Raw genomic sequence first — 19,663 nt, 5'->3', positions numbered from 1 at the left:
TAGGCGAACGGCCTATGGCGAAATCCCTCGCATGGCAAGGCCCTGAGGGCTTGCCCGAAAGAGGGCCGGTCTGCCGCTACCGTTACTCTCTTCCGCGCAGCCGCCGAGTTTAGACAAGCTTCCGGGTGTCCAGAGGGCCGGGGCCCTTGGGGCCCTCCCTGTAGGGAGGGTTTGGGAGGGTAAAAAAGCATAAAAAATACCTCCCGCATCAACGGGAGGCCAAGGAGATATAAAAAGGTTAGAATTAACAATTTGATTAGTTCCTATTATAACCTATTTGTTCTAGTTTGTCACAGGGGTAGGGATAGCAGAAATGCATTCATGACAAACAATTTTTCCTTTGAAATAGGTTACATTCTCAGCATTGCCGCAGAAAATGCAAGCTGGCTCGTATTTTTTAAGCATGATCCGCTCACCGTCCACGTAAATTTCGAGCGCATCTTTTTCTCCAATGCCCAGTGTACGGCGCAATTCGATCGGAATAACAACCCGTCCAAGCTCATCTACTTTTCTTACAATTCCTGTTGATTTCATCATTACAATCGTTGCTCCTCTCAATGTTCAAAAGCGTCATTATTCGACATTGTTCACCGTTTTATGATATTTATAATACCAACCATTCCCAAAACAGTCAACCTTTTTTGAGGCTAATTTTAAGGAATTTTTTAATAAAACTTTTATATCGCCTACATTACACATAAATTTATACAAATGCAGATAAAATTAAATTGTCGATTTGTAAAACGTTAAAATGACATAGTTCGACAAAGTGCGACATTATTCATTATTATACTACCTATTACCTCTTATTTCTAATTATATTATTCGAAGGAGTTGAACACATGAAGCAACCGCTGACAGAAGAGAAGGTTTTCAAAGATCCGGTTCATAACTATATTCACGTGCAGGACACAATTATCTGGCGATTGATCAATACTAAGGAATTTCAGCGTCTGCGGCGCATCCGTCAGCTTGGCACCTCCTATCTAACCTTTCATGGTGCAGAGCATAGCCGATTTTCACATTCTCTTGGTGTCTACGAAATTACACGCCGTATCATTTCGCAGTTCGAGCGAAGCGGGTATAAGGATTGGATGCCGGAGGAGAGCCTGCTCACTCTATGTGCAGCGCTGCTGCATGATTTGGGGCATGGCCCGTTCTCCCATTCTATAGAAGAAGCCTTTGAAATGAACCATGAAGACTGGACCTGCCGGATCATTCTGGAGGACACGGAGATCACCGCGATTCTGCGGGATGTGGCAGAGGATTTTCCCGGCAAGGTAGCTTCGGTAATCTCCAAAACATATGAGCATGAAATTGTAGTCAACTTGGTTTCCGGCCCTCTGGATGCTGACCGCATGGATTATCTGCTCCGCGATGCATACTACACGGGAGTAAACTATGGGACGATCGATATTGACAGGATCCTAAGAATGCTGCGCCCGTACCATGGAAGAGTAGTGGTTAAGGAGTCAGGGATGCACGCTATCGAGGATTACTTAATGTCGCGCTATCAAATGTACTGGCAGGTATATTTTCACCCGGTCACACGCAGTTCCGAAATCATTTTGCGGCAAATTTTCCGCAGAGCCAAAGAGCTGTACCAGAGCGGTTATGAATTCCGGTTCATGATTGATCCTTTAGGTGATTTGTTCCGCGGAGAGGTTACGGTGGAGCAATATCTGCTGCTGGACGAAGCTATGATACAGACCGCCTTCATGCAGTGGACTTTGGAGAAGGATGAGTTGTTAAGCGACTTGTGCAGCCGGTTTATTCATCGTAAACTGTATAAATATGTAGAGATGGAGAACCTTGATTCCGAGACGATTGACGAAATACGCCGCAGCTTTGCCGTGGCAGGGCTAGATGCCGATTATGATCTGGAAATTGATTTTCCGACAGATTTGCCCTATGATGTGTTTCGTCCGGGACAAGGCTTTGACAGCAAGCAAATCCTGCTGCTTGACCGCCATGACAAACTGAGGGAGATCTCTGAAGTTTCAGATATCGTACGCTCCATCAGCGGAATTCACCGCGGCCGGTATCACCTGTATTTTCCACAGGATAAGCTGCAGAAAGCCCTTCCAATGCTGCCTTCTTCAATCGCAGAAATCTTTGCAAAGTAATCCAAAAATACTTGGAATTCATCATAGAAATTATGACAGAAAAGAGGATGTAACATGCAATTGTTCGACACGCACACCCATCTGGATGCTCCACAATTCGACGAGGACCGCGAAAAGGTAATCGCCAATGCGCTCGAGGCAGGAGTTACCAAAATGATTAATATTGGCTTTAACAGGGAAACAATCCCAACAACCATGAAGCTTGCTGAAACCTATGATTATATTTATGCAGCCGTCGGCTGGCATCCGCAGGATGCCATTGATATGAGGGACGGGGATCTCGAGTGGATCGCCTCACTGTGCAGTCATAAAAAAGTAGTCGCCATCGGAGAAATTGGGTTGGATTACTATTGGGATACCTCTCCCAAAGAGGTACAGCATGAAGTGTTCCGCAAACAAATCGGACTAGCCCGTGAGCTGAAAATGCCGATTTGTATTCATAACCGTGATGCTCATGAGGATGTGGTGCGGATTCTCCGTGAAGAGAAGGCTGATGAAATAGGCGGGGTGATGCACTCCTTCTCCGGCAGCTGGGAAATAGCCAAAATGTGCCTGGATTTAGGCTTTCACCTGTCCTTCGGCGGACCGATTACATTCAAGAATGCCAGAGTGCCAAAAGAGGTGCTGGCCCAGACTCCGCTGGACCGGCTGCTGATTGAAACGGACTCGCCTTATTTGACACCGCACCCTTTCCGGGGCAAGCGAAATGAGAGCGCACATGTGAGATTAGTAGCAGAGGCTGCCGCGGAAATAAAAGGGATTGATTTACAGAAATTGGCGGAAATTACGTATGCGAACGCACTGGAACGATTTGGGATTGTCTGAAATCGGGAGTAAAAGCGGTGAAAAATGAAGTATAGCCGATATATTAAACTTTTTTAATTTAAAAACGGCTGAATATTACAATATTTTAATCATTTTTTTGCGTAAACGTGGTTGAATCGTCCTTTACAACATGCATCAAAACAGGATATCATCTTTTCAGTGCAGTGAGCTGTTGTTACTGTGACAGTCACTGAATCATGGATCGTCTCGCTGAGTCTCCGTATGGAGAACGGGGGAACCAATAATGCCTGCCGCATGTCCGTACATAGAGTACAACACAGAAATGCCGCAGAATTTATTTGATTTCTTCACGTGGTCTTTGGGGTGAATTTGAGGGCAACCGCCGTGAGCGGGTGACCTAAGATAGGGCGTCTCTCTTATGCCCGAACCCGACAGCTAACCCCGTAAGCGCAAGTAAGAGAGGAAACCTCGTGCATAAACATTCCCGCGTATTCTGACATCCGGAGAAGCCACGAAAGAGTCCTCTGTGAACTCTTTTTTGGGCTTTTTTTGTTTTGAATAATGCGAATGTTCCCAGCATACTGTTGTATAACAGGTATCTGGAGTAATTATGCCGGGCAGGCGATCCATGAGCAGGAAACGCTGAAGCAATGCGGGCGTATCCTGTTGCAATCTCAAACCTAGTTTCGTCAGCAATCATACAGTCACCTTGATATACAACTTGACGACGGGGCTATGTAAGGAGGATGGAGAGAGTGGGCGTATTCCAACCAGAAGTATCCCATGATTCGCAATCATCCAGCAGGTCTTTCGCATTACGGTGGAAGCAAGTGAATCCTCGCTTACTTTCGCTTGCAGGTGCGGTATCAATCGTTATCGCGCTGCTCATTCTGCTGTACGTACACGGTCAGAGCAAGAAAGAGATATTTTTAGTAATAGACGGGAAAGCACAGACGCTGGAAACGCGCGAAGCGCTGCTCAGTGATGTGCTGGCTAAGGAACAAATTTCGCTGCAGCCGCATGATGAATTATCTATTGGCCTTAGTGATGAGATACAGGACGGCGACCGTGTCGTGATCAATCGTGCGCAGAAGTTTAGTCTCACTGCGGATGGAGCAACAAAAACGCTGTACACCACCGAAGACACTATCGGTGACGCCATTAGCAAACTGGGTTTAAGCCTGAAAAGCAATGACAAGATATATCCTTCGCTTGACACCACAGTATCGGCCGGCATGGGAATTAAAATTGTCCGCATCAACAAGCAGATTGTAGAGCGGAAGCAAAATTTGCCATTCCAGGTCATTAAGACCTCAGATCCTTCCCTGAACAAGGGAACCGTAAAAGTGGCACAGTTAGGCGCACCAGGCGTCATGGTCCAGCATATCGAGAAGGTCTACCAAGATGGAGAACTGGTCTCTATGCGCATGATTGGCAAGGAAGTACAGACGGTTACCAAACATAAAATTGTTTATGTTGGTACGAAGCCCCTGCCAAAGCCCGTTGTAGCTGCTGTGACAACTTCCAAAAAAAGTACAGCATCCAAAACAACCAAAGTTTCCGCAAAAAGCAGTAACGTCGTGCACAAGGCAGGCGTAGATTTCCAATACAAGAAGATGATCAAAAATGTGTCGATGACAGCCTATTCTTCGGAAGAGCCAGGCATTGGGACCCGCACGGCTTCTGGCACACGCGTAACAGAAGGCCGGACAATAGCTGTGGACCCGAATGTAATTCCTATCGGCTGGTGGGTGTACATTGAGGGATTAGGGTTTCGCCGAGCAGAGGATACCGGCGGTGCCATCAAAGGCAACAAGTTGGATGTTTATTACGATTCACTGAGCCATGCCCGTAATTTCGGCCGCAAGTCCCGGACCATTTATGTGATCGGTCCAGTGAAGCCGGAGCTGAATTAACGAGGTCTGTTTTTGCAAATTAACGGTTTATAAGCTATAGTGAGGGTAGCACTGACAGAACGGGCTGCCGCTCATCACTTATACATTCTTTAGCCAAAAAGAAGGGGAGCGAATCCTCTTCTTTTTGTGTTTTACAGGAAGGAGCAACGTGTATGATTAAGGAATTAATTGTGGTGGAAGGCAAGAGTGATACGGTTGCCGTCAAGCGGGCGGTGGAGGCCGATACGATAGAGACTGGCGGTTCAGCGGTAGACCGCAAGGTTATCGCCAAGATAGCCCTGGCAATGGAACGCAGAGGCGTGATCATCCTTACGGATCCCGATCATGCCGGCGAACGCATCCGCAAGATTGTCTCCTCCAAGGTGCCAGGCTGCAAGCATGCATTCATCCCGGAGAAGGATGCTACACGCAAAGGGGATATCGGTGTTGAGAATGCATCACCGGAAGCGATCCGTCATGCGCTGCAGCATGTACATACCTCCTTTGAAGGGGCCCCTGCCCTAATTGGGCTGGAGGATCTTATGGCGGCGGGCATGCTGGTGCATCCGCGAGCGGCTGAGCGCAGGATGGCGCTGGGCAACGTGCTTGGCATCGGGTATTGCAACGGCAAACAGCTATACAAGCGGCTGGCTATGTTTGGCATCACGCGGGAAGAATTCTCCGGAGCTCTCGCACAAATTGATCAGGGAGGCATTACTTCATGAGTGGCAATAACAAGATCTCATCGCCAGTACGGACCAAAGAAATTATTCAGCGCTACGGTTTTTCGTTCAAAAAAAGTCTGGGACAGAACTTTCTGATCGACCAGAATATCCTTGATAAAATAGTGGACGCAGCAGAATTAACCGACTCTTCGGGCGCCCTGGAGATTGGTCCGGGTATCGGGGCGCTTACTGAACGGCTGGCCATGGCTGCGGGTGCGGTGACTGCTGTAGAGATCGACCGCAGACTAATTCCGATTCTCCGGGATGTATTGTCTCCGTACCCGCATGTCAAAATCCGCAATGATGATGTGCTGAAGGTAAACCTGCAGGAACTCTTCACAGAGGATTTTGCAACCGTCGACAAAGTAAGTGTGGTTGCCAACCTGCCGTATTATGTGACAACCCCTATACTGATGAAACTGCTGGAGGAGAAACTTCCGCTGGATAATATCGTGGTAATGATCCAGAAGGAGGTTGCTGAGCGTATGGCGGCCTCTCCGGGCGGCAAAGAATATGGAAGCCTCAGCATAGCCGTGCAATACTACAGTGAGCCTGAGCTGGTCTGTATTGTGCCGCGTACGGTCTTCATCCCGCAGCCAAATGTGGAATCTGCTGTAATCCGGCTGAAGGTCAGAGAACGTCCGCCGGTTGATGTGGCTGATGAGAAGCATTTCTTTGAGGTGGTCCAGGCTTCCTTCACCCAGCGGCGCAAGACAATTGCAAACAATCTCAAGGCCCGCTTCTTCCCGGGAGAAGGCCGTGAGCGCCTGGAGGCGCTGCTGGCTGAGGCTGGCATAGAGCCAACCCGCCGCGGGGAGACGCTGAGTATTGCGGAGTACGCCCGGCTTAGCGCTGTGCTGCTGGCGGCAGGAATCGCCTAGAGTATGCAGCGTGAAACATCGCGCTTTATCTTGTGAAAATGCGGCTGTTTAAGAACCAACCATGACCTTTGCCCATACGATGGGGGTAGAGGTGGTGTTGTCATGAATTTAGGAGACTTGGTCGTTCGCAAATCTTATGGTGGAGATGTAACTTTCCGGGTGGAGAACATCGTGCAGAGTGGAGCCGTAATCAAAGGCACAGAATTCCGCCTGTTGGCGGATGCTCCCCTGGACGACTTGGTTCAAGTGCCGCCTACCCGTATTACAGAACGGGGACAGCAGGCACAGATCAAAGCGAAGGAATCATTGACAAGGTTGCGTAAGGACCGTCAGGAACAGAGCCAGCGCAGCGGAGAGACTGTTGCGGGAGGCTGGCCGCAATCCCCCAAGGAGGCGGCTTATTTCGAGGTGCCGGGCAAAGTGCTGCATTTGGACGGCGATGCGCTTTATTTGAACAAAAGTCTTAGCTTGTATGAACAGCTGCGGATTCCCGCGGAAGGACATCATGTTCATGAGTCCAAAATGGCGGAGACGTTATACCGGCTTCTGCCCCGTGTGCGTCCGGATATCGTAGTTATTACTGGCCACGACGGGGTGCTGAAACAGCCGCATACTTATGATCTCTACAGTCTCAGCAGCTACAAAAATTCGCAGAACTTCGTGGCAGCTATTGGGGTTGCAAGGGAGTATGAACGGAATTTTGATGCCCTGACCATTGTGGCGGGAGCCTGCCAGTCGCATTTTGAGGCACTGCTGGGGGCAGGGGCCAATTTTGCCAGTTCGCCGGGGAGAATCCTGATTCATGCGCTGGATCCGGTCTATATAGCGGCCAAAGCCTCTTTTACCTCGATCCGTGACACAGTGAGTCTAGGCGATGTATTGAATCATACCATCAGCGGCAACCAGGGAATGGGCGGGATAGAGACACGCGGCAGCTTCCGGATCGGAATGCCTCGCCTGCAGAATCTTTCCGCGCTGAAAGTTACCCCGTCGGCGATATAGTATCGTGGCCCCGGAAAGGCCGTACGCAATAAATTTCCAGAATGGCAGGAATAAAAAAAGGAAAGGATAAGCATAACGCTTTTCTTTTCCTTTTTTTGTTGTGGAAGCCGGACAAGCGGGTGACAGCCTCCGGTATATTATTACCGATAACAAGGCGCCTCGGTCGGCACTCTTTCGTTCCAAAAAAATTCCGTTGACAACTATTTTGGCATCATCTATAATTATTTATTTGCTTTGACAATGTTTGTGAAAAGTTGTATAATGGACAAGGAAAGAGGTGGTCGTCAGGTAATGGCTAATAACGCGCTGTTGGAAATTAAACGCAGTCTCGAAGCTCACGTCGGTCATAAGATCACGTTGCGTGCAAACGGTGGACGTCGTAAGACCGTTGAACGCACCGGTGTCCTGGAAGAAACGTACCCTTCTGTATTTATTGTCAAACTGGATCAGGAGCAGCAAACCTTCAAGCGTGTCTCCTATAGCTATGCCGATATTCTTACGGAGTCTGTGGAGATCACAGTTTGCGAAGACGATGGGCAAATGCGGATTATGTATATTAAGGCTTAAGTGTTACGGACAGTCTCCTATGGGGGCTGTTTTTTGTTTTTTGAATATAACAACGGTGTGGACGGTTTCTTCGCGGGTTGAATGATCATTGCCCCGGTACAGCATACTAAAGGAGCAATAAGCTTATCATCTACTACCCTAAGGAGGAATTCCGCTAATGAGCCGCAGAAAACGAGGCATGATGTCGGAGGAACTGAAGACGGAATTGGCCAAGGAGCTTGGATTCTACGAAACGGTAGAGCGGGACGGCTGGGGTGGAATCCGGGCCCAGGATGCAGGGAATATGGTGAAAAGGGCCATTCAGCTTGCCGAGCAGGCTGCCCGGAAGTCTTAACCGCTTTTGTGCGGAAAAACGGTCATAAAAAAGGGGAGCCGTCCTTGCGGCGGTCCCCTTTTCGGCCTGTCCAAACTTTTGATAATGGACTTCGTTACAAGTTTCTCATATAATATGTTAAGTTGTTTTTACGGGAAAAGCTGAAGGTGGGTGAACGCCTTGAAAATGTATGAGAAAGCGCCGGCCAAGATCAATTTGATGCTGGATGTGCTCCACAAGCGGCCTGACGGATTTCACGAAGTGGAAATGATTATGACCATGGTGGATCTGGCGGACCGTTTGGAGCTATCAGAGATGAAGAGAGACTCGATTATTATATCAAGCCAGGCGGGATATATTCCGCTCGACGAGAAGAACCTTGCCTTTCAGGCGGCGAGGCTTATTAAAGACCGTTATAACGTGAAGAGCGGTGTACATATCCATCTGGACAAAAGAATTCCGGTCGCTGCCGGCCTTGCCGGCGGCAGCAGCGATGCCGCAGCTACGCTGCGCGGCCTGAACAGGCTCTGGCGCCTCGGTATCCCGGCGCAGGAGCTGCAGGAACTGGGCGCCGAGCTGGGCTCGGACGTGCCGTTCTGCGTCACAGGAGGCACTGCCCTGGCAACGGGCAGAGGCGAGCGGCTGACTCCGATCGAGAATCCGCCGCAGTGCTGGGTCGTCTTGGCGAAGCCGCCGATTAATGTATCGACGGCTGAGGTGTACGGACGCGTACGAGCGAATGACATTGCGGTGCATCCGTCGGCAACGCGGATGCAGGAGGCCATTGCAGCGGGCGACTTCAACGCAGTCTGTGCGGGGCTAGGCAACGTGCTGGAGGATGTGACGCTAAAGCTCCATCCCGAGGTGCAGCAGCTGAAGGAAGCCATGATGAAGCTGGGTGCAGATGGAGTGCTGATGTCCGGCAGCGGACCTACCGTCTTCGGTCTGGTATCCAAACAGTCCAAGGTAGCCAGAATTTACAATGGACTGCGCGGATTCTGTAAGGAAGTTTACGCGGTACGTTCGCTGAGCTGAAGAGCTTCCAGAGAAACGGCTAGCCCTGTCAAAGGCAGAGCAGCCGTTTCTTCTTGTGTAAATCCGTACAAAAGTGATATTATTTTATAATAATATTCGGTTTTGGCGAGGAGCATTCCGTGAAAAAACTTAAAAGAAGCCAACGTTTGGTAGACATGACCCAATTTTTGCTTGAGAAACCGCATGACCTGCTGTCGCTGTCAACATTTGCAGAGCGGTATGGCGCGGCAAAGTCATCCATCAGCGAAGATTTGGCTATTATAAAAGAAGTATTTGAAGGCGAAGGCATGGGTGAGCTGCAGACACTGGCCGGTGCGGCAGGCGGGGTGCGTTATATTCCTAGAATGCCAACAGAGATGGCGCTGGCCTTCGTTAACCGTTTGTGCGGACAGCTGGAGCAGAGTGACCGGATTCTGCCCGGCGGTTATTTATATATGTCTGACCTGCTGGGGCTGCCTTCTCTGATGGAACAGGCCGGAAAGATCATTGCAACGGCTTTCTACGGGGTAGAGATTGATGTAGTGATGACCGTGGAAACCAAAGGCATTCCGCTGGCTTATGCTACAGCTGCACAGCTCGGGCTGCCGGTGGTGCTGGTGCGCCGTGACCATCAGGTGACTGAGGGCTCTGCGGTTAGCATTAACTATGTATCGGGCTCGCACAAGAGCATACATACGATGTCGCTGTCGAGAAGGGCGCTGCGTGAGAAGTCGCGGGTGCTGATCGTGGATGATTTCATGAAAGCCGGGGGTACCGTACGCGGTATGGTCGATCTGCTTGGCGAGTTCAATGCCGAAGTGGCCGGTGTAGGTGTACTCGTGGAATCAGGTGCGGTGGAGACTGAAGAGCGTCTGCTGCATGACTATGTATCTCTGGTGAAGCTGAATGAGGTGGATTCCAAGGTGCGGCGGATTTCAGCGTATCCGGGTAATTATTTTTCCTCCTGAGCTGGACAGTCACTTTGCGCTAAAGAACAGTAAAATGTCGAAATCGTAAGGGATTATTAGAAAACCCCACGAATGGTGTCGAAATCAATGGTTGCGCAAAAATAATCTTCATTATCAGGCATTTTTTGGAATCAAAAAGAAGGAATTCGCTTTGCTGTGTGGAATTATACACCAAGTCTCTGATGGAAAAAGGTGGTGAACACACACATGCAAATTACGGATGTCAGACTCCGCCGCGTCAACTCTGAGGGGAGAATGAAAGCAATCGCATCCATTACAATCGACAACGAGTTTGTTGTTCATGACATTCGAGTCATCGACGGTAATAACGGGATGTTCGTTGCTATGCCCAGCAAGCGTACACCGGACGGCGAATTCCGCGATATCGCACACCCGATTTCTTCGGGAACACGCGAGAAGATTCAATCTGCGGTTCTGGCCGAGTACGATCGCGCCGCTACGGAAGAAGAAGAGGTCATCGAAGAGGGAGCTTAAGCCTTAAGCTGACTCTGATGTCCAGCTGCCCTCCCAGGGCGGCGTAAGGTCAAGCCGTTTTTAATTGGGGTTCGAAGAAAAGGGAACCATGCTTACATGGTTCTCTTTTCTTTTTTCCCGATATGAGATATATTCAGTAGTGAGCTCAAGAAGTGGGAGGTTGGCATTCTTGAAAAGAATGGCTGTTGTACTTGCCGCAGGTCAAGGCAAGCGCATGAAATCTAAATTATATAAAGTGCTGCACCCCGTCTGTGGCAAACCGATGGTAGGGCACGTACTTGATACAGTTAAAGCGACCGGAAGCCAGCGTACCGTCGTTATTGTCGGACATGGCGCAGAGCAAGTAAAAGCCCATATAGGCCAGGATGCGGAATATGTGCTGCAGGAAACCCAACTGGGTACCGGGCATGCCGTCAAACAGGCTAAGGATCTTATCGGCGGCGAGGAAGGCACAACCATCGTGATTTGCGGCGATACACCGCTGGTCATGGCGGAAACGCTGGAAGGGCTTATGGCACTGCACGAAGGGCAGCATGCGGCAGCAACTGTACTGACTGCTGTGATGGATCAGCCTGCAGGCTATGGACGGGTTATCCGCGGGGAAGACGGCGGTGTACTGAAGATTGTGGAGCAGAAGGATTGCACCGCTGAGGAAGCAGCTGTAGGCGAGATTAATACAGGTACCTACTGTTTTGATAATGCCAAGCTGTTCGCGGCGCTGGAGAAGGTCACCAACAGCAATAACCAGCAGGAATATTATTTAACCGATGTAATCGGCATACTCCGGGCACAGGGTGATATCGTTCTGGGATATCAGGCTCATGACGCTGCGGAGTCTATCGGCGTTAACGACCGTTTGGCTTTATCCGAAGCGGAAGGTTATATGCGCCAGCGCATCAACCGCCAGCATATGCTGAACGGTGTAACCATCATTGATCCGGCTTCCACCTATATAGGAGCCGATGTCATCATTGGATCAGATACTGTGCTATATCCGGGTACCCAGCTGAAAGGCAAAACCGTCATTGGTGAAGATTGCGTGATCGGGCCTTCCAGTGAAATCGAAGACTGCGTGATTATGGACGGCGCTGAGGTGAAGCATTCCGTACTGAATCAGGCACAAGTCGGCGCACGGACTACCGTTGGGCCTTTTGCCTATTTGCGTCCGGGCACTGTACTCGGTGAGGAAGTCAAAATCGGTGATTTCGTGGAAATTAAGAATGCAGTGATCGGTGACGGCTCCAAAGTATCGCATTTGAGCTATGTCGGCGATGCCTCTGTAGGTAAGAATGTAAATGTTGGCTGTGGTGCAATTACTGCCAATTATGACGGATTTAATAAATCCAAGACGACAATTGAAGATGATGCCTTCATCGGCAGCAATGTGAATCTGATTGCACCGGTCACCGTAGGCAAAGGAGCTTTTGTTGTTGCTGGATCGACAATCACAAGATCTGTTTCGGAGAATGATTTGGCCATTGCCAGAGTAAGACAGGAGAACAAGCCGGGGTATGCCGAGAAGATCCGCTCCCGGGCCAAAGCAAAGAAAGACCAGTCGAGTCAATCGTAAGGGCCACTGCCAAAGCGCCGGATCGAGCTGAGATCTCTTTACCGGCGCTGCTTGGAAGCTAAATTCCGTCACGGAGGGTTTATATTTTATGACTTATTGCGATTCCAAATTAAAGATTTTCACCTGTAACTCCAATCCTAAGCTGGCCAGTCAAATTGCCGATTATATCGGAATTCCGATGGGTGAATCACATACCACAAGCTTCAGCGACGGGGAGATTCAGGTCAAGCTGTCTGAGAGTGTCCGGGGCTGCCATGTCTATATCGTACAGTCGACTTGTGGTCCGGTTAACGACAATTTGATGGAGCTTCTGGTTATGGTAGACGCGCTCAAACGCGCTTCCGCGAAAAGCATCAATGTGGTTATTCCTTATTACGGATACGCTCGTCAAGACCGCAAGGCGCGTTCCCGTGATCCAATTACGGCCAAGCTGGTAGCGAACCTGATCGAAAAAGCAGGAGCTCACCGTGTTATCACGATGGACCTTCATGCGATGCAAATTCAAGGCTTTTTTGATATTCCGGTGGATCATCTGCTGGGTGTTCCGATTCTTGCCCAGTATTTCCGTTCGAAGCAGATCCAGAATCCGGTTGTGGTCTCCCCGGACCATGGCGGTGTTGTGCGGGCTAGAAAGCTTGCCGATTTCCTTAACGCACCTCTGGCGATCATCGACAAACGCCGTCCGGAACCCAATGTCAGCGAAGTCATGAATATTATCGGTAACATCGAAGGTAAAACAGCGATTCTGATCGATGATATTATCGACACGGCCGGAACGATTGTACTGGGAGCCAATGCCTTGATGGAAGGCGGCGTGAAGGAAGTTTATGCTTGCTGTACCCACCCGGTATTGTCCGGACCTGCGCATGAACGTCTGGAAAATTCACCAATTAAGGAAATTATCGTGACGGATACCATTCCAATCCGCAGCAGCAATCCGACCTCGAAGCTCAAAGTGTTGTCCGTGGCTCCACTTATGGGTGAGGCGATTATTCGTGTTCATGAGGAGCTGTCCATCAGCAAATTGTTCGAAATCGAATAGTATTCGGGTAGTGCTCTTGTAGAGATATGACTGCCTTTCCCGACTGTATTCAAAAAGGGTTACACCTCCGTAACGGAAGATGTAACCCTTGTCGGCGTGATGACCCCCAGCTTTGCTGGGGCATCAATACCCTGGCCGGGAGATAAAGGTGAACAGGCTGCGGTTGTACAGAGTACCCTGCAGCTCAACAAAGCCTTCATCCGCTGCTGTAACTACACCGATGGCTACGTGCACATTGTCTCTATAAATTTCGACAGGCACAGCATATTGGATGTGGTACTGGAAATGGCGTTGAAGCGTTAAGATGTCGCCCTGATGTGGCATCGTTCATCACCTGTCTTTGGAGTAAAGTGGCCCTCGGCTGCTCTAGAAGTAAGCCTAATAAAATTCATTGTACCAAAAACGGAACTCTTCTGCTTAAGAGAACCGGATGGAAAGGATAGGCCATCATGAAATGGATTGTTGGACTCGGAAATCCGGGACCGCAGTACGCCAAAACCAGGCATAACGTCGGTTTTATGGCGCTTGACGAGCTAGCGGCCAGAAACGGAATCACCTTTAACCAGAATAAGTGCAAGTCCGTAATCGGTGAGGGTGTCATCGGGGGAGTCAAGACAGTTCTGATCAAACCCATGACCTTTATGAACCTGTCCGGAGAAGCGGTTCGTGCATATATGGAATATTATAAAGTGAATTTAGAGGATATGATCGTTGTCTATGATGATCTTGATACGGAAATCGGCAAAATCCGGCTGCGTTATCAGGGAAGTGCCGGAGGCCATAACGGAATCAAGTCGATCATACAGCATACAGGCACGCAAAGCTTCAACCGTGTGCGGATGGGGATCTCCCGTCCTGAACCGGGCTTTGCTATTGTAGATTATGTGCTTTCTGCCTTTCCCAAGAAAGACGGAGACAGGCTGAAGACCATGATCCTAGATACCTGTGATGCCCTGGAGTTCAGCCTGCAGCATACCTTTGAACAGACCATGGCCAAATTCAATGGCTAACGGCCCGCTCCCGCCCGCATCTTAAGGCTAAATACGACGGGAGCGGGGCATACTGAAGGGTATATACTACCTTCAGGAGGCATATAGATGGCAATACACTACGTATGCAGGCACTGCCGGACATTTCTGGGAAGCATCAATAGAAGTAATATCACAGAAGCGCAGCTTGGTCTGCATTCTTTGACCCCTGCGGAGCGCAGAGATATCATAGCGTATGATTCAGAAGGTGAGATCACGGTAAAGGTTACTTGCGATTACTGCAAGCAGGCCTTGGAGAACAACCCTGAGCTCAGCCTGCTGGCCAGTCCGCTTCAGTAAGGTGGAAGCGCCTGTCTCTATCGTCATCCGCAAGCCTTGGCCTTATCGCTGAGGCTTGTTTTCGATTCTAATCATAATAGGTGCGGCAGCTTAGGCTGCCGTCAGCCTGTTCAGTAAGAGAGGTGTCCTTTGTTGTTACAAGGTCTTATAGAAGCTTTTTCCAAAGATCCTGATTTTCAGTCCGTCACCCGCGGTGTTGCCGCAGGGATGAAGGAGCAGCTAATATCAGGTTTGTCCGGTTCGGCCAGACAAATTATGCTGGCGGCGCTGCATGAAGAAACCGAACGGCCGCTGCTTATAGTCACCCATAATATGTTCTCGGCCCAGAAGATGGCTGAGGATTTGCAGGAAGCGCTTTCTCCGGATCGCGTGCTGCTTTACCCTGCCAATGAGCTGGTTGCCGCTGAAGCGGCTGTCTCCAGCCCTGAGACGCTTGCTCAGCGGATAGATGTCCTGACCAAATGTGCCCAGGGCTTCCGTGGCGTTGTGGTTGTGCCTTATTCTGGCGTCCGGCGTCTGCTTCCGTCGCCGCATGTGATGGCAGAGGCACAATTAACCGTTTCACAGGATGGAACCCTCTCTCTGGATGATTTTCTGATGTCTATGATTATGATGGGTTATGAACGGGTTGAACGGGTAGAGAACCGTGGTGAGCTTAGTGTGCGGGGAGGTATTGTCGATTTCTATCCAATGACCTCATCGCTGGCTTACCGGGTAGAGCTGTTTGATGATGAGATCGATTCGATTCGAACCTTTGATCCTGCAGACCAGCGATCCATCGACAAGGTGCGCAGTGTGAAGATCACACCGGCTAAGGAGATCATCGCAGACCAGTCCCGCCAGGATTCGGCAGCCTCTGAAGCGGCAGCGATGCTGGAACGCCAGCTGGAGAAAATGACCGACCGGCAGGCAAAGCTGCGTTTACGTGAGGAAATGGGCCGGGAGCTGGAGATGTTGCGGCAGGGAACCTATTTCCCTGAAGTCTATAAATATATCAGTCTCTTATATCCTGAACGCTGCCATTTATATGATTATATGGCACAGGACACCCTCCTTATTATGGATGAGCCGGCCAGACTGCTGGAAACGGCGAAACAGCTGGAGCGGGACGAGTCGGAATGGAACCTGCATTTGCTGCAGAACGGCAAAAACCTGCCTGATCTTCATCTTTCCGTAGACAATGAAGCTATCATGTACCGCCGCCCATTCCAGAGCCTGTTCATGTCGATTTTTCTGCGCCAGGTTCCACATATCCAGCCGCAGAACATCCTTGGATTTATCAGCCGCGGCATGCAGGATTTCCACGGCCAGATGAATGTGCTGAAATCGGAGATGGAGCGCTGGCATAAGTCGGGTGTGCAGGTTGTGATGCTGGCGAGCAGCGAGGAGCGGATGGAGCGGGTCCGCCGGGTGCTGTACGATTATGGCATCGAAGAGCCTACTATTGTCCACGGGAATCTGGGCTCCGGTTTTGAGCTGCCTTCCATTCATCTTGCTGTGATCACAGAAGGAGAGATGTTCTCCCAGAAGCAGCGCAAGGCGCGAAAGGTTTCCAAAGGAATTGACAATGCAGAACGGATCAAGAGCTATACCGAGCTCAAAATCGGCGATTACGTGGTACACCAGAATCACGGTATCGGCAAATATATGGGGATTGGCACGCTTGAGGTCAGCGGAATTCACCGGGATTATATGCATATTCTATATGCCGGTGGCGATAAGCTGTCCGTACCGATTGACCAGATAGACCTGATTCAGAAATATGTCGGATCGGAAGATAAAGAACCGAAGGTATACAAGCTTGGCGGAAACGAGTGGACGCGAGTCACCAATAAAGTGCGTTCTTCTGTTCAGGATATCGCAGATGATCTGATTAAGCTGTACGCTGAGCGCCAAAGTGCTCTGGGTTATGGTTTTGAGAAGGATACGCAGGAGCAGCGTGAATTCGAGGAAATGTTCCCGTATGACGAAACCCGCGATCAGCTGCGCGCTATCGAGGAGATCAAGAAGGATATGGAGCAGAACCGTCCGATGGACCGGCTGCTATGCGGAGACGTAGGCTATGGCAAGACGGAAGTGGCGATCCGGGCAGCTTTCAAATCAGCGATTGAAGGCAAGCAGGTTGCCGTGCTGGTGCCGACCACAATCCTCGCGCAGCAGCATTATGAAACCTTCCGTGAGCGGTTTGCCAATTATCCGCTGAACATTCAGGTGCTGAGCCGCTTCCGCAGCCGCAAAGAGCAGAATGAGACCATTAAGGGTGTCCGGCAGGGAACAATAGACGTAGTAATCGGCACACACAGGCTGTTGTCGCAGGATATGGTCTTTAAGGATCTCGGTCTTTTAATTGTTGATGAAGAGCAGCGCTTTGGTGTAACCCATAAAGAAAAACTCAAGAAGCTCAAGACCAATGTCGATGTGCTCACCTTGACTGCAACACCTATTCCACGGACCTTGCATATGTCGATGCTTGGCGTGCGGGATTTGTCAGTCATTGAGACACCACCGGAGAACCGCTTTCCCGTACAGACGTATGTGGTTGAACATAGTCAGACGCTTACCCGGGAAGCGGTGGAACGTGAGCTGGCCCGTGGAGGACAGGTCTATTATCTCTACAACCGCGTTCAGGGCATTCAGGAAATGGCCGCACAAATCTCCATGCTCGTTCCGGAAGCAAGGGTCGGCATTGGCCACGGCCAAATGTCGGAGTCGGAGCTGGAGAAGACCATACTCGATTTCCTTGACGGAGAATACGATGTGCTGGTGAGTACAAGTATCATTGAAACTGGGGTAGATATTCCGAACGTCAATACGCTTATTGTCCATGATGCCGACAAAATGGGGCTATCGCAGCTCTATCAGCTGCGTGGACGTGTAGGACGTTCCAACCGGATTGCCTATGCCTATTTCACGTACCAGCGGGACAAGGTGCTGACTGAGGTCGCGGAGAAGCGGCTGCAGTCTATCAAGGAATTTACGGAGCTTGGCTCCGGCTTCAAAATTGCCATGCGCGACCTTTCCATTCGCGGAGCGGGCAATCTGCTTGGTGCGGAGCAGCACGGGTTTATCGCTTCCGTTGGTTTCGATCTGTATTCGCAAATGCTGGCGGAAGAAATCCGCAAGCGTAAGGTTACTGTACTGGGAGAAGAGGATACTTCGCTGAAGCAGGGCAATACGGTCATTGATTTGTCAATTGACGCGTATCTTCCATCTGAGTATATTTACGACAGCATCCAGAAGATCGAGATTTACAAGAAGGTTGCGGCGGTTTCCACTTTTGAGGACGCTGTGGAACTGGAGGATGAGCTGCTTGACCGCTTCGGAGAATTGCCGGAGGCCGTAGTCAATCTGCTGTCCGTAGCCCGGCTCAAGGTATATGGAAAGCTCTATGGATTGGAATCGATGATCCGTCGTGGCGACGATGTTTCGTTGAACTTCCATGAAGGCAGCACCGGGGCCTTTGATACGGCCAAGCTTGCCAAAGTTGGAAATAGCTTCGAAAGACGTGTACAATTTGATAGGGATGCTAAAGCCAGTATCCGCATCAAGTCGAAGGATCTTGATGATAAGGCGCTGCTTGATCTGTTGGAGCAGTTTCTGGCTGCGGCTAAACAGTCTCTAAAATTGAAGGGAGAACTACATGATGTCGTTAAATAAAAAAAAATCCTGGAAAGTGCTGCTGGTCTCACTGGCAGCGGCTCTTTCCTTCTCTATGCTTTCTGCTTGCAGCAGCAACAACAATAATAAAAATAATAATGCAGCTGATGATAGCAGCACAGCGTACGCTACCTACAAAGGGGGAACCATTACTGAGAAGGAATTCGATTTAGACACCCGTGTCATGAAATTCCTCTCCCCGCAGCAGGCCCAGTACCTGGAGATTGATACCTTCAAGGAATCCATTCTGAACCAGGAAGTGGCCTTTGAGCATCTGGCCGGCAAGGCAACAGATGAGGCTAAGAAGCAGGCCGAGAAGGAAGCCGATGTGCAATTAGCTGATCTTAAGAGCCGTTTGGGTGACACCTATGATAGCTTACTGAAGGAGCAGAGTCTAAAGGAAGACGATGTGCGGACTTATATGGTGCGTGTGCTTACGGTTTATCAGGATATGCTGCTCAAAGTAACCGATGACCAAGTAAAGAAGGAATTTGAACTAATCAAAGGCGATTTCACTGTAGCTACTCTGCGTCAGGTGTTGATCGGACTGACTGACGCCAACAAAAAGGAGCGTACCGAGGAAGACGCACTTAAGCTGGCTAAGGAGGTAAAGGCTAAGCTTGACGGTGGAGCGGACTTTGCGGAAATCGCCAAGCAATATACCGACGATACCGCGTCCAAGGAAGCTGGCGGCCAGCTGAAAGAAGTATTGCTGGGCAATTATTTGGAGGAGTTCAAGGCAGCAGCCCAGACACTGCCGTTGAATACAATCAGTGATCCAGTGCTAACAAAAGTGGGTTATTACATCATTAAGGTGGAGAGCCGCACAGAAGCAACCTTTGAGAAGCTGACCGATGAACAGAAGGAAGCAATCAAAAGCTCGCTGGCTTCGCAAAGCCTGGAGTCCTACCTCGAAAATAATCTGAAAGACCTGGAAATTAAAATCAATCTGCCGAAAAGCTCCGCTGCTGCCGCTGAGTCCGAAACAAACAGCGGAACTAAAGCTACAGAAGCTCCAAGTGCCTCACCAGCGGCTACAAAAGAAGCCAAATAAACCATTTGCACGGACAAGCCATCCTGACGCTTCAAAGCGCGGGATGGCTTTATTTTGTAAATTATAATGTATAATTATGTTAAAAATAGCGCATAACGGGGAGGGGTGCGCTGGAAGTCTGCGGATTAAGGATATTTAATGTTATACCTTCCAGAGGATGTATAAGGAACTGGGAAGAGATGAATACTATGGTCAGATATTACGATAAATCACTGGGATTATCCATTCCCATAATGGACA

Annotated in this window: 19 protein-coding genes and 1 riboswitch; of the genes, 17 read left to right on the top strand and 2 right to left on the bottom strand. The window is 49.7% G+C overall.

Translation table 11 applies throughout. From position 1 onward, the window contains the following. Positions 1 to 282 precede the first annotated feature (282 nt). Positions 283 to 537 carry an AbrB/MazE/SpoVT family DNA-binding domain-containing protein gene (locus tag NYE29_RS09910; protein ID WP_019914502.1) on the bottom strand — a complete coding sequence of 85 codons (255 nt, stop codon included), beginning with the start codon at positions 535 to 537 and terminating at the stop codon, positions 283 to 285. Between the two features lie 305 nt (positions 538 to 842). Between NYE29_RS09910 and NYE29_RS09905 the strand changes: the two genes are divergently transcribed. From NYE29_RS09905 to NYE29_RS09845, 13 genes are all read left to right on the top strand, one after another. Then, positions 843 to 2,126, top strand: coding sequence for an HD domain-containing protein (locus NYE29_RS09905; RefSeq protein ID WP_076113624.1), 1,284 nt, complete (start codon positions 843 to 845; stop codon positions 2,124 to 2,126). A 54-nt stretch (positions 2,127 to 2,180) separates the two neighbouring features. Further along, positions 2,181 to 2,951, top strand: coding sequence for a TatD family hydrolase (locus tag NYE29_RS09900; protein WP_076113625.1), 771 nt, complete (start codon positions 2,181 to 2,183; stop codon positions 2,949 to 2,951). Positions 2,952 to 3,149: 198 nt separating this feature from the next. Continuing rightward, a riboswitch (cyclic di-AMP (ydaO/yuaA leader) is annotated at positions 3,150 to 3,377 on the top strand. Positions 3,378 to 3,667: 290 nt separating this feature from the next. Beyond that, positions 3,668 to 4,828 carry a 3D domain-containing protein gene (locus NYE29_RS09895; protein WP_076113626.1) on the top strand — a complete coding sequence of 387 codons (1,161 nt, stop codon included), beginning with the start codon at positions 3,668 to 3,670 and terminating at the stop codon, positions 4,826 to 4,828. 152 nt (positions 4,829 to 4,980) lie between these two features. Further along, positions 4,981 to 5,532, top strand: a complete 552-nt coding sequence (gene rnmV, locus NYE29_RS09890; protein ID WP_076113627.1) for a ribonuclease M5 — start codon at positions 4,981 to 4,983, stop codon at positions 5,530 to 5,532. Further along, positions 5,529 to 6,413: a 16S rRNA (adenine(1518)-N(6)/adenine(1519)-N(6))-dimethyltransferase RsmA gene (gene rsmA, locus NYE29_RS09885; protein WP_076113628.1), complete on the top strand. Its 885-nt coding sequence runs from the start codon at positions 5,529 to 5,531 to the stop codon at positions 6,411 to 6,413. The genes rnmV and rsmA overlap by 4 nt, the downstream gene beginning before the upstream one ends. 102 nt (positions 6,414 to 6,515) lie before the next feature. Continuing rightward, complete coding sequence (gene yabG / locus NYE29_RS09880) at positions 6,516 to 7,415, top strand: sporulation peptidase YabG (protein ID WP_038584361.1); 900 nt, start codon at positions 6,516 to 6,518, stop codon at positions 7,413 to 7,415. A 291-nt stretch (positions 7,416 to 7,706) separates the two neighbouring features. After that, positions 7,707 to 7,982: a biofilm formation stimulator Veg gene (gene veg / locus NYE29_RS09875; RefSeq protein ID WP_019914493.1), complete on the top strand. Its 276-nt coding sequence runs from the start codon at positions 7,707 to 7,709 to the stop codon at positions 7,980 to 7,982. A gap of 157 nt (positions 7,983 to 8,139) precedes the next feature. Then, positions 8,140 to 8,316 (top strand): small, acid-soluble spore protein, alpha/beta type, encoded by a 177-nt coding sequence (locus tag NYE29_RS09870; RefSeq protein WP_019914492.1) that lies wholly within the window; start codon positions 8,140 to 8,142, stop codon positions 8,314 to 8,316. 159 nt (positions 8,317 to 8,475) lie between these two features. After that, positions 8,476 to 9,330, top strand: coding sequence for a 4-(cytidine 5'-diphospho)-2-C-methyl-D-erythritol kinase (ispE, locus tag NYE29_RS09865; protein WP_340895699.1), 855 nt, complete (start codon positions 8,476 to 8,478; stop codon positions 9,328 to 9,330). 119 nt (positions 9,331 to 9,449) lie between these two features. After that, a complete protein-coding gene (gene purR, locus NYE29_RS09860) occupies positions 9,450 to 10,277 on the top strand; it encodes a pur operon repressor (protein WP_076113630.1) in 828 nt (275 codons plus the stop codon). A gap of 207 nt (positions 10,278 to 10,484) precedes the next feature. Beyond that, entirely contained in the window at positions 10,485 to 10,772 is a 288-nt protein-coding gene (spoVG, locus tag NYE29_RS09855; RefSeq protein WP_020425826.1) for a septation regulator SpoVG, read from the top strand. A gap of 169 nt (positions 10,773 to 10,941) precedes the next feature. Beyond that, positions 10,942 to 12,342: a bifunctional UDP-N-acetylglucosamine diphosphorylase/glucosamine-1-phosphate N-acetyltransferase GlmU gene (gene glmU / locus NYE29_RS09850; RefSeq protein WP_340895698.1), complete on the top strand. Its 1,401-nt coding sequence runs from the start codon at positions 10,942 to 10,944 to the stop codon at positions 12,340 to 12,342. Between the two features lie 88 nt (positions 12,343 to 12,430). Beyond that, positions 12,431 to 13,384, top strand: a complete 954-nt coding sequence (locus NYE29_RS09845) for a ribose-phosphate diphosphokinase (protein ID WP_019914487.1) — start codon at positions 12,431 to 12,433, stop codon at positions 13,382 to 13,384. A gap of 123 nt (positions 13,385 to 13,507) precedes the next feature. On the opposite strand, the gene NYE29_RS09840 is transcribed toward NYE29_RS09845, so the two are convergent. Beyond that, the gene (locus NYE29_RS09840) at positions 13,508 to 13,708 is read right to left on the bottom strand and encodes a hypothetical protein (RefSeq protein ID WP_038584374.1); all 201 of its coding nucleotides are present in this window, start codon (positions 13,706 to 13,708) and stop codon (positions 13,508 to 13,510) included. Between the two features lie 125 nt (positions 13,709 to 13,833). Here NYE29_RS09840 and pth point away from each other — a divergent pair, with 125 nt between their 5' ends. From pth to NYE29_RS09820, 4 genes are all read left to right on the top strand, one after another. Further along, positions 13,834 to 14,394 (top strand): aminoacyl-tRNA hydrolase, encoded by a 561-nt coding sequence (gene pth, locus NYE29_RS09835; protein WP_076113632.1) that lies wholly within the window; start codon positions 13,834 to 13,836, stop codon positions 14,392 to 14,394. Positions 14,395 to 14,481: 87 nt separating this feature from the next. Next, a complete protein-coding gene (locus NYE29_RS09830) occupies positions 14,482 to 14,712 on the top strand; it encodes an anti-sigma-F factor Fin family protein (RefSeq protein ID WP_038584380.1) in 231 nt (76 codons plus the stop codon). A gap of 132 nt (positions 14,713 to 14,844) precedes the next feature. Further along, positions 14,845 to 18,369, top strand: coding sequence for a transcription-repair coupling factor (gene mfd / locus NYE29_RS09825; protein ID WP_076113653.1), 3,525 nt, complete (start codon positions 14,845 to 14,847; stop codon positions 18,367 to 18,369). Further along, complete coding sequence (locus NYE29_RS09820; RefSeq protein WP_340895695.1) at positions 18,356 to 19,423, top strand: peptidylprolyl isomerase; 1,068 nt, start codon at positions 18,356 to 18,358, stop codon at positions 19,421 to 19,423. Before mfd ends, NYE29_RS09820 begins: the two co-directional genes overlap by 14 nt. The last annotated feature ends 240 nt before the right edge of the window (positions 19,424 to 19,663 follow it).

The sequence above is a fragment of the Paenibacillus sp. FSL M7-1046 genome, from assembly GCF_038007405.1.
In the GTDB taxonomy this organism is placed as follows: Bacteria; Bacillota; Bacilli; order Paenibacillales; family Paenibacillaceae; genus Paenibacillus_AQ.
This window is presented reverse-complemented; position numbering and strand designations above follow the sequence as displayed.

Coding starts and splice junctions, on each gene's coding strand:
- pth (WP_076113632.1), top strand. CDS start 13,834: ATGAAATGGATTGTTGGACTCGGAAATCCGGGACCGCAGTACGCCAAA.
- spoVG (WP_020425826.1), top strand. CDS start 10,485: ATGCAAATTACGGATGTCAGACTCCGCCGCGTCAACTCTGAGGGGAGA.
- NYE29_RS09845 (WP_019914487.1), top strand. CDS start 12,431: ATGACTTATTGCGATTCCAAATTAAAGATTTTCACCTGTAACTCCAAT.
- NYE29_RS09900 (WP_076113625.1), top strand. CDS start 2,181: ATGCAATTGTTCGACACGCACACCCATCTGGATGCTCCACAATTCGAC.
- NYE29_RS09820 (WP_340895695.1), top strand. CDS start 18,356: ATGTCGTTAAATAAAAAAAAATCCTGGAAAGTGCTGCTGGTCTCACTG.
- rsmA (WP_076113628.1), top strand. CDS start 5,529: ATGAGTGGCAATAACAAGATCTCATCGCCAGTACGGACCAAAGAAATT.
- NYE29_RS09910 (WP_019914502.1), bottom strand. CDS start 537: ATGATGAAATCAACAGGAATTGTAAGAAAAGTAGATGAGCTTGGACGG.
- NYE29_RS09870 (WP_019914492.1), top strand. CDS start 8,140: ATGAGCCGCAGAAAACGAGGCATGATGTCGGAGGAACTGAAGACGGAA.
- NYE29_RS09830 (WP_038584380.1), top strand. CDS start 14,482: ATGGCAATACACTACGTATGCAGGCACTGCCGGACATTTCTGGGAAGC.
- rnmV (WP_076113627.1), top strand. CDS start 4,981: ATGATTAAGGAATTAATTGTGGTGGAAGGCAAGAGTGATACGGTTGCC.
- veg (WP_019914493.1), top strand. CDS start 7,707: ATGGCTAATAACGCGCTGTTGGAAATTAAACGCAGTCTCGAAGCTCAC.
- NYE29_RS09905 (WP_076113624.1), top strand. CDS start 843: ATGAAGCAACCGCTGACAGAAGAGAAGGTTTTCAAAGATCCGGTTCAT.
- yabG (WP_038584361.1), top strand. CDS start 6,516: ATGAATTTAGGAGACTTGGTCGTTCGCAAATCTTATGGTGGAGATGTA.
- NYE29_RS09840 (WP_038584374.1), bottom strand. CDS start 13,708: ATGCCACATCAGGGCGACATCTTAACGCTTCAACGCCATTTCCAGTAC.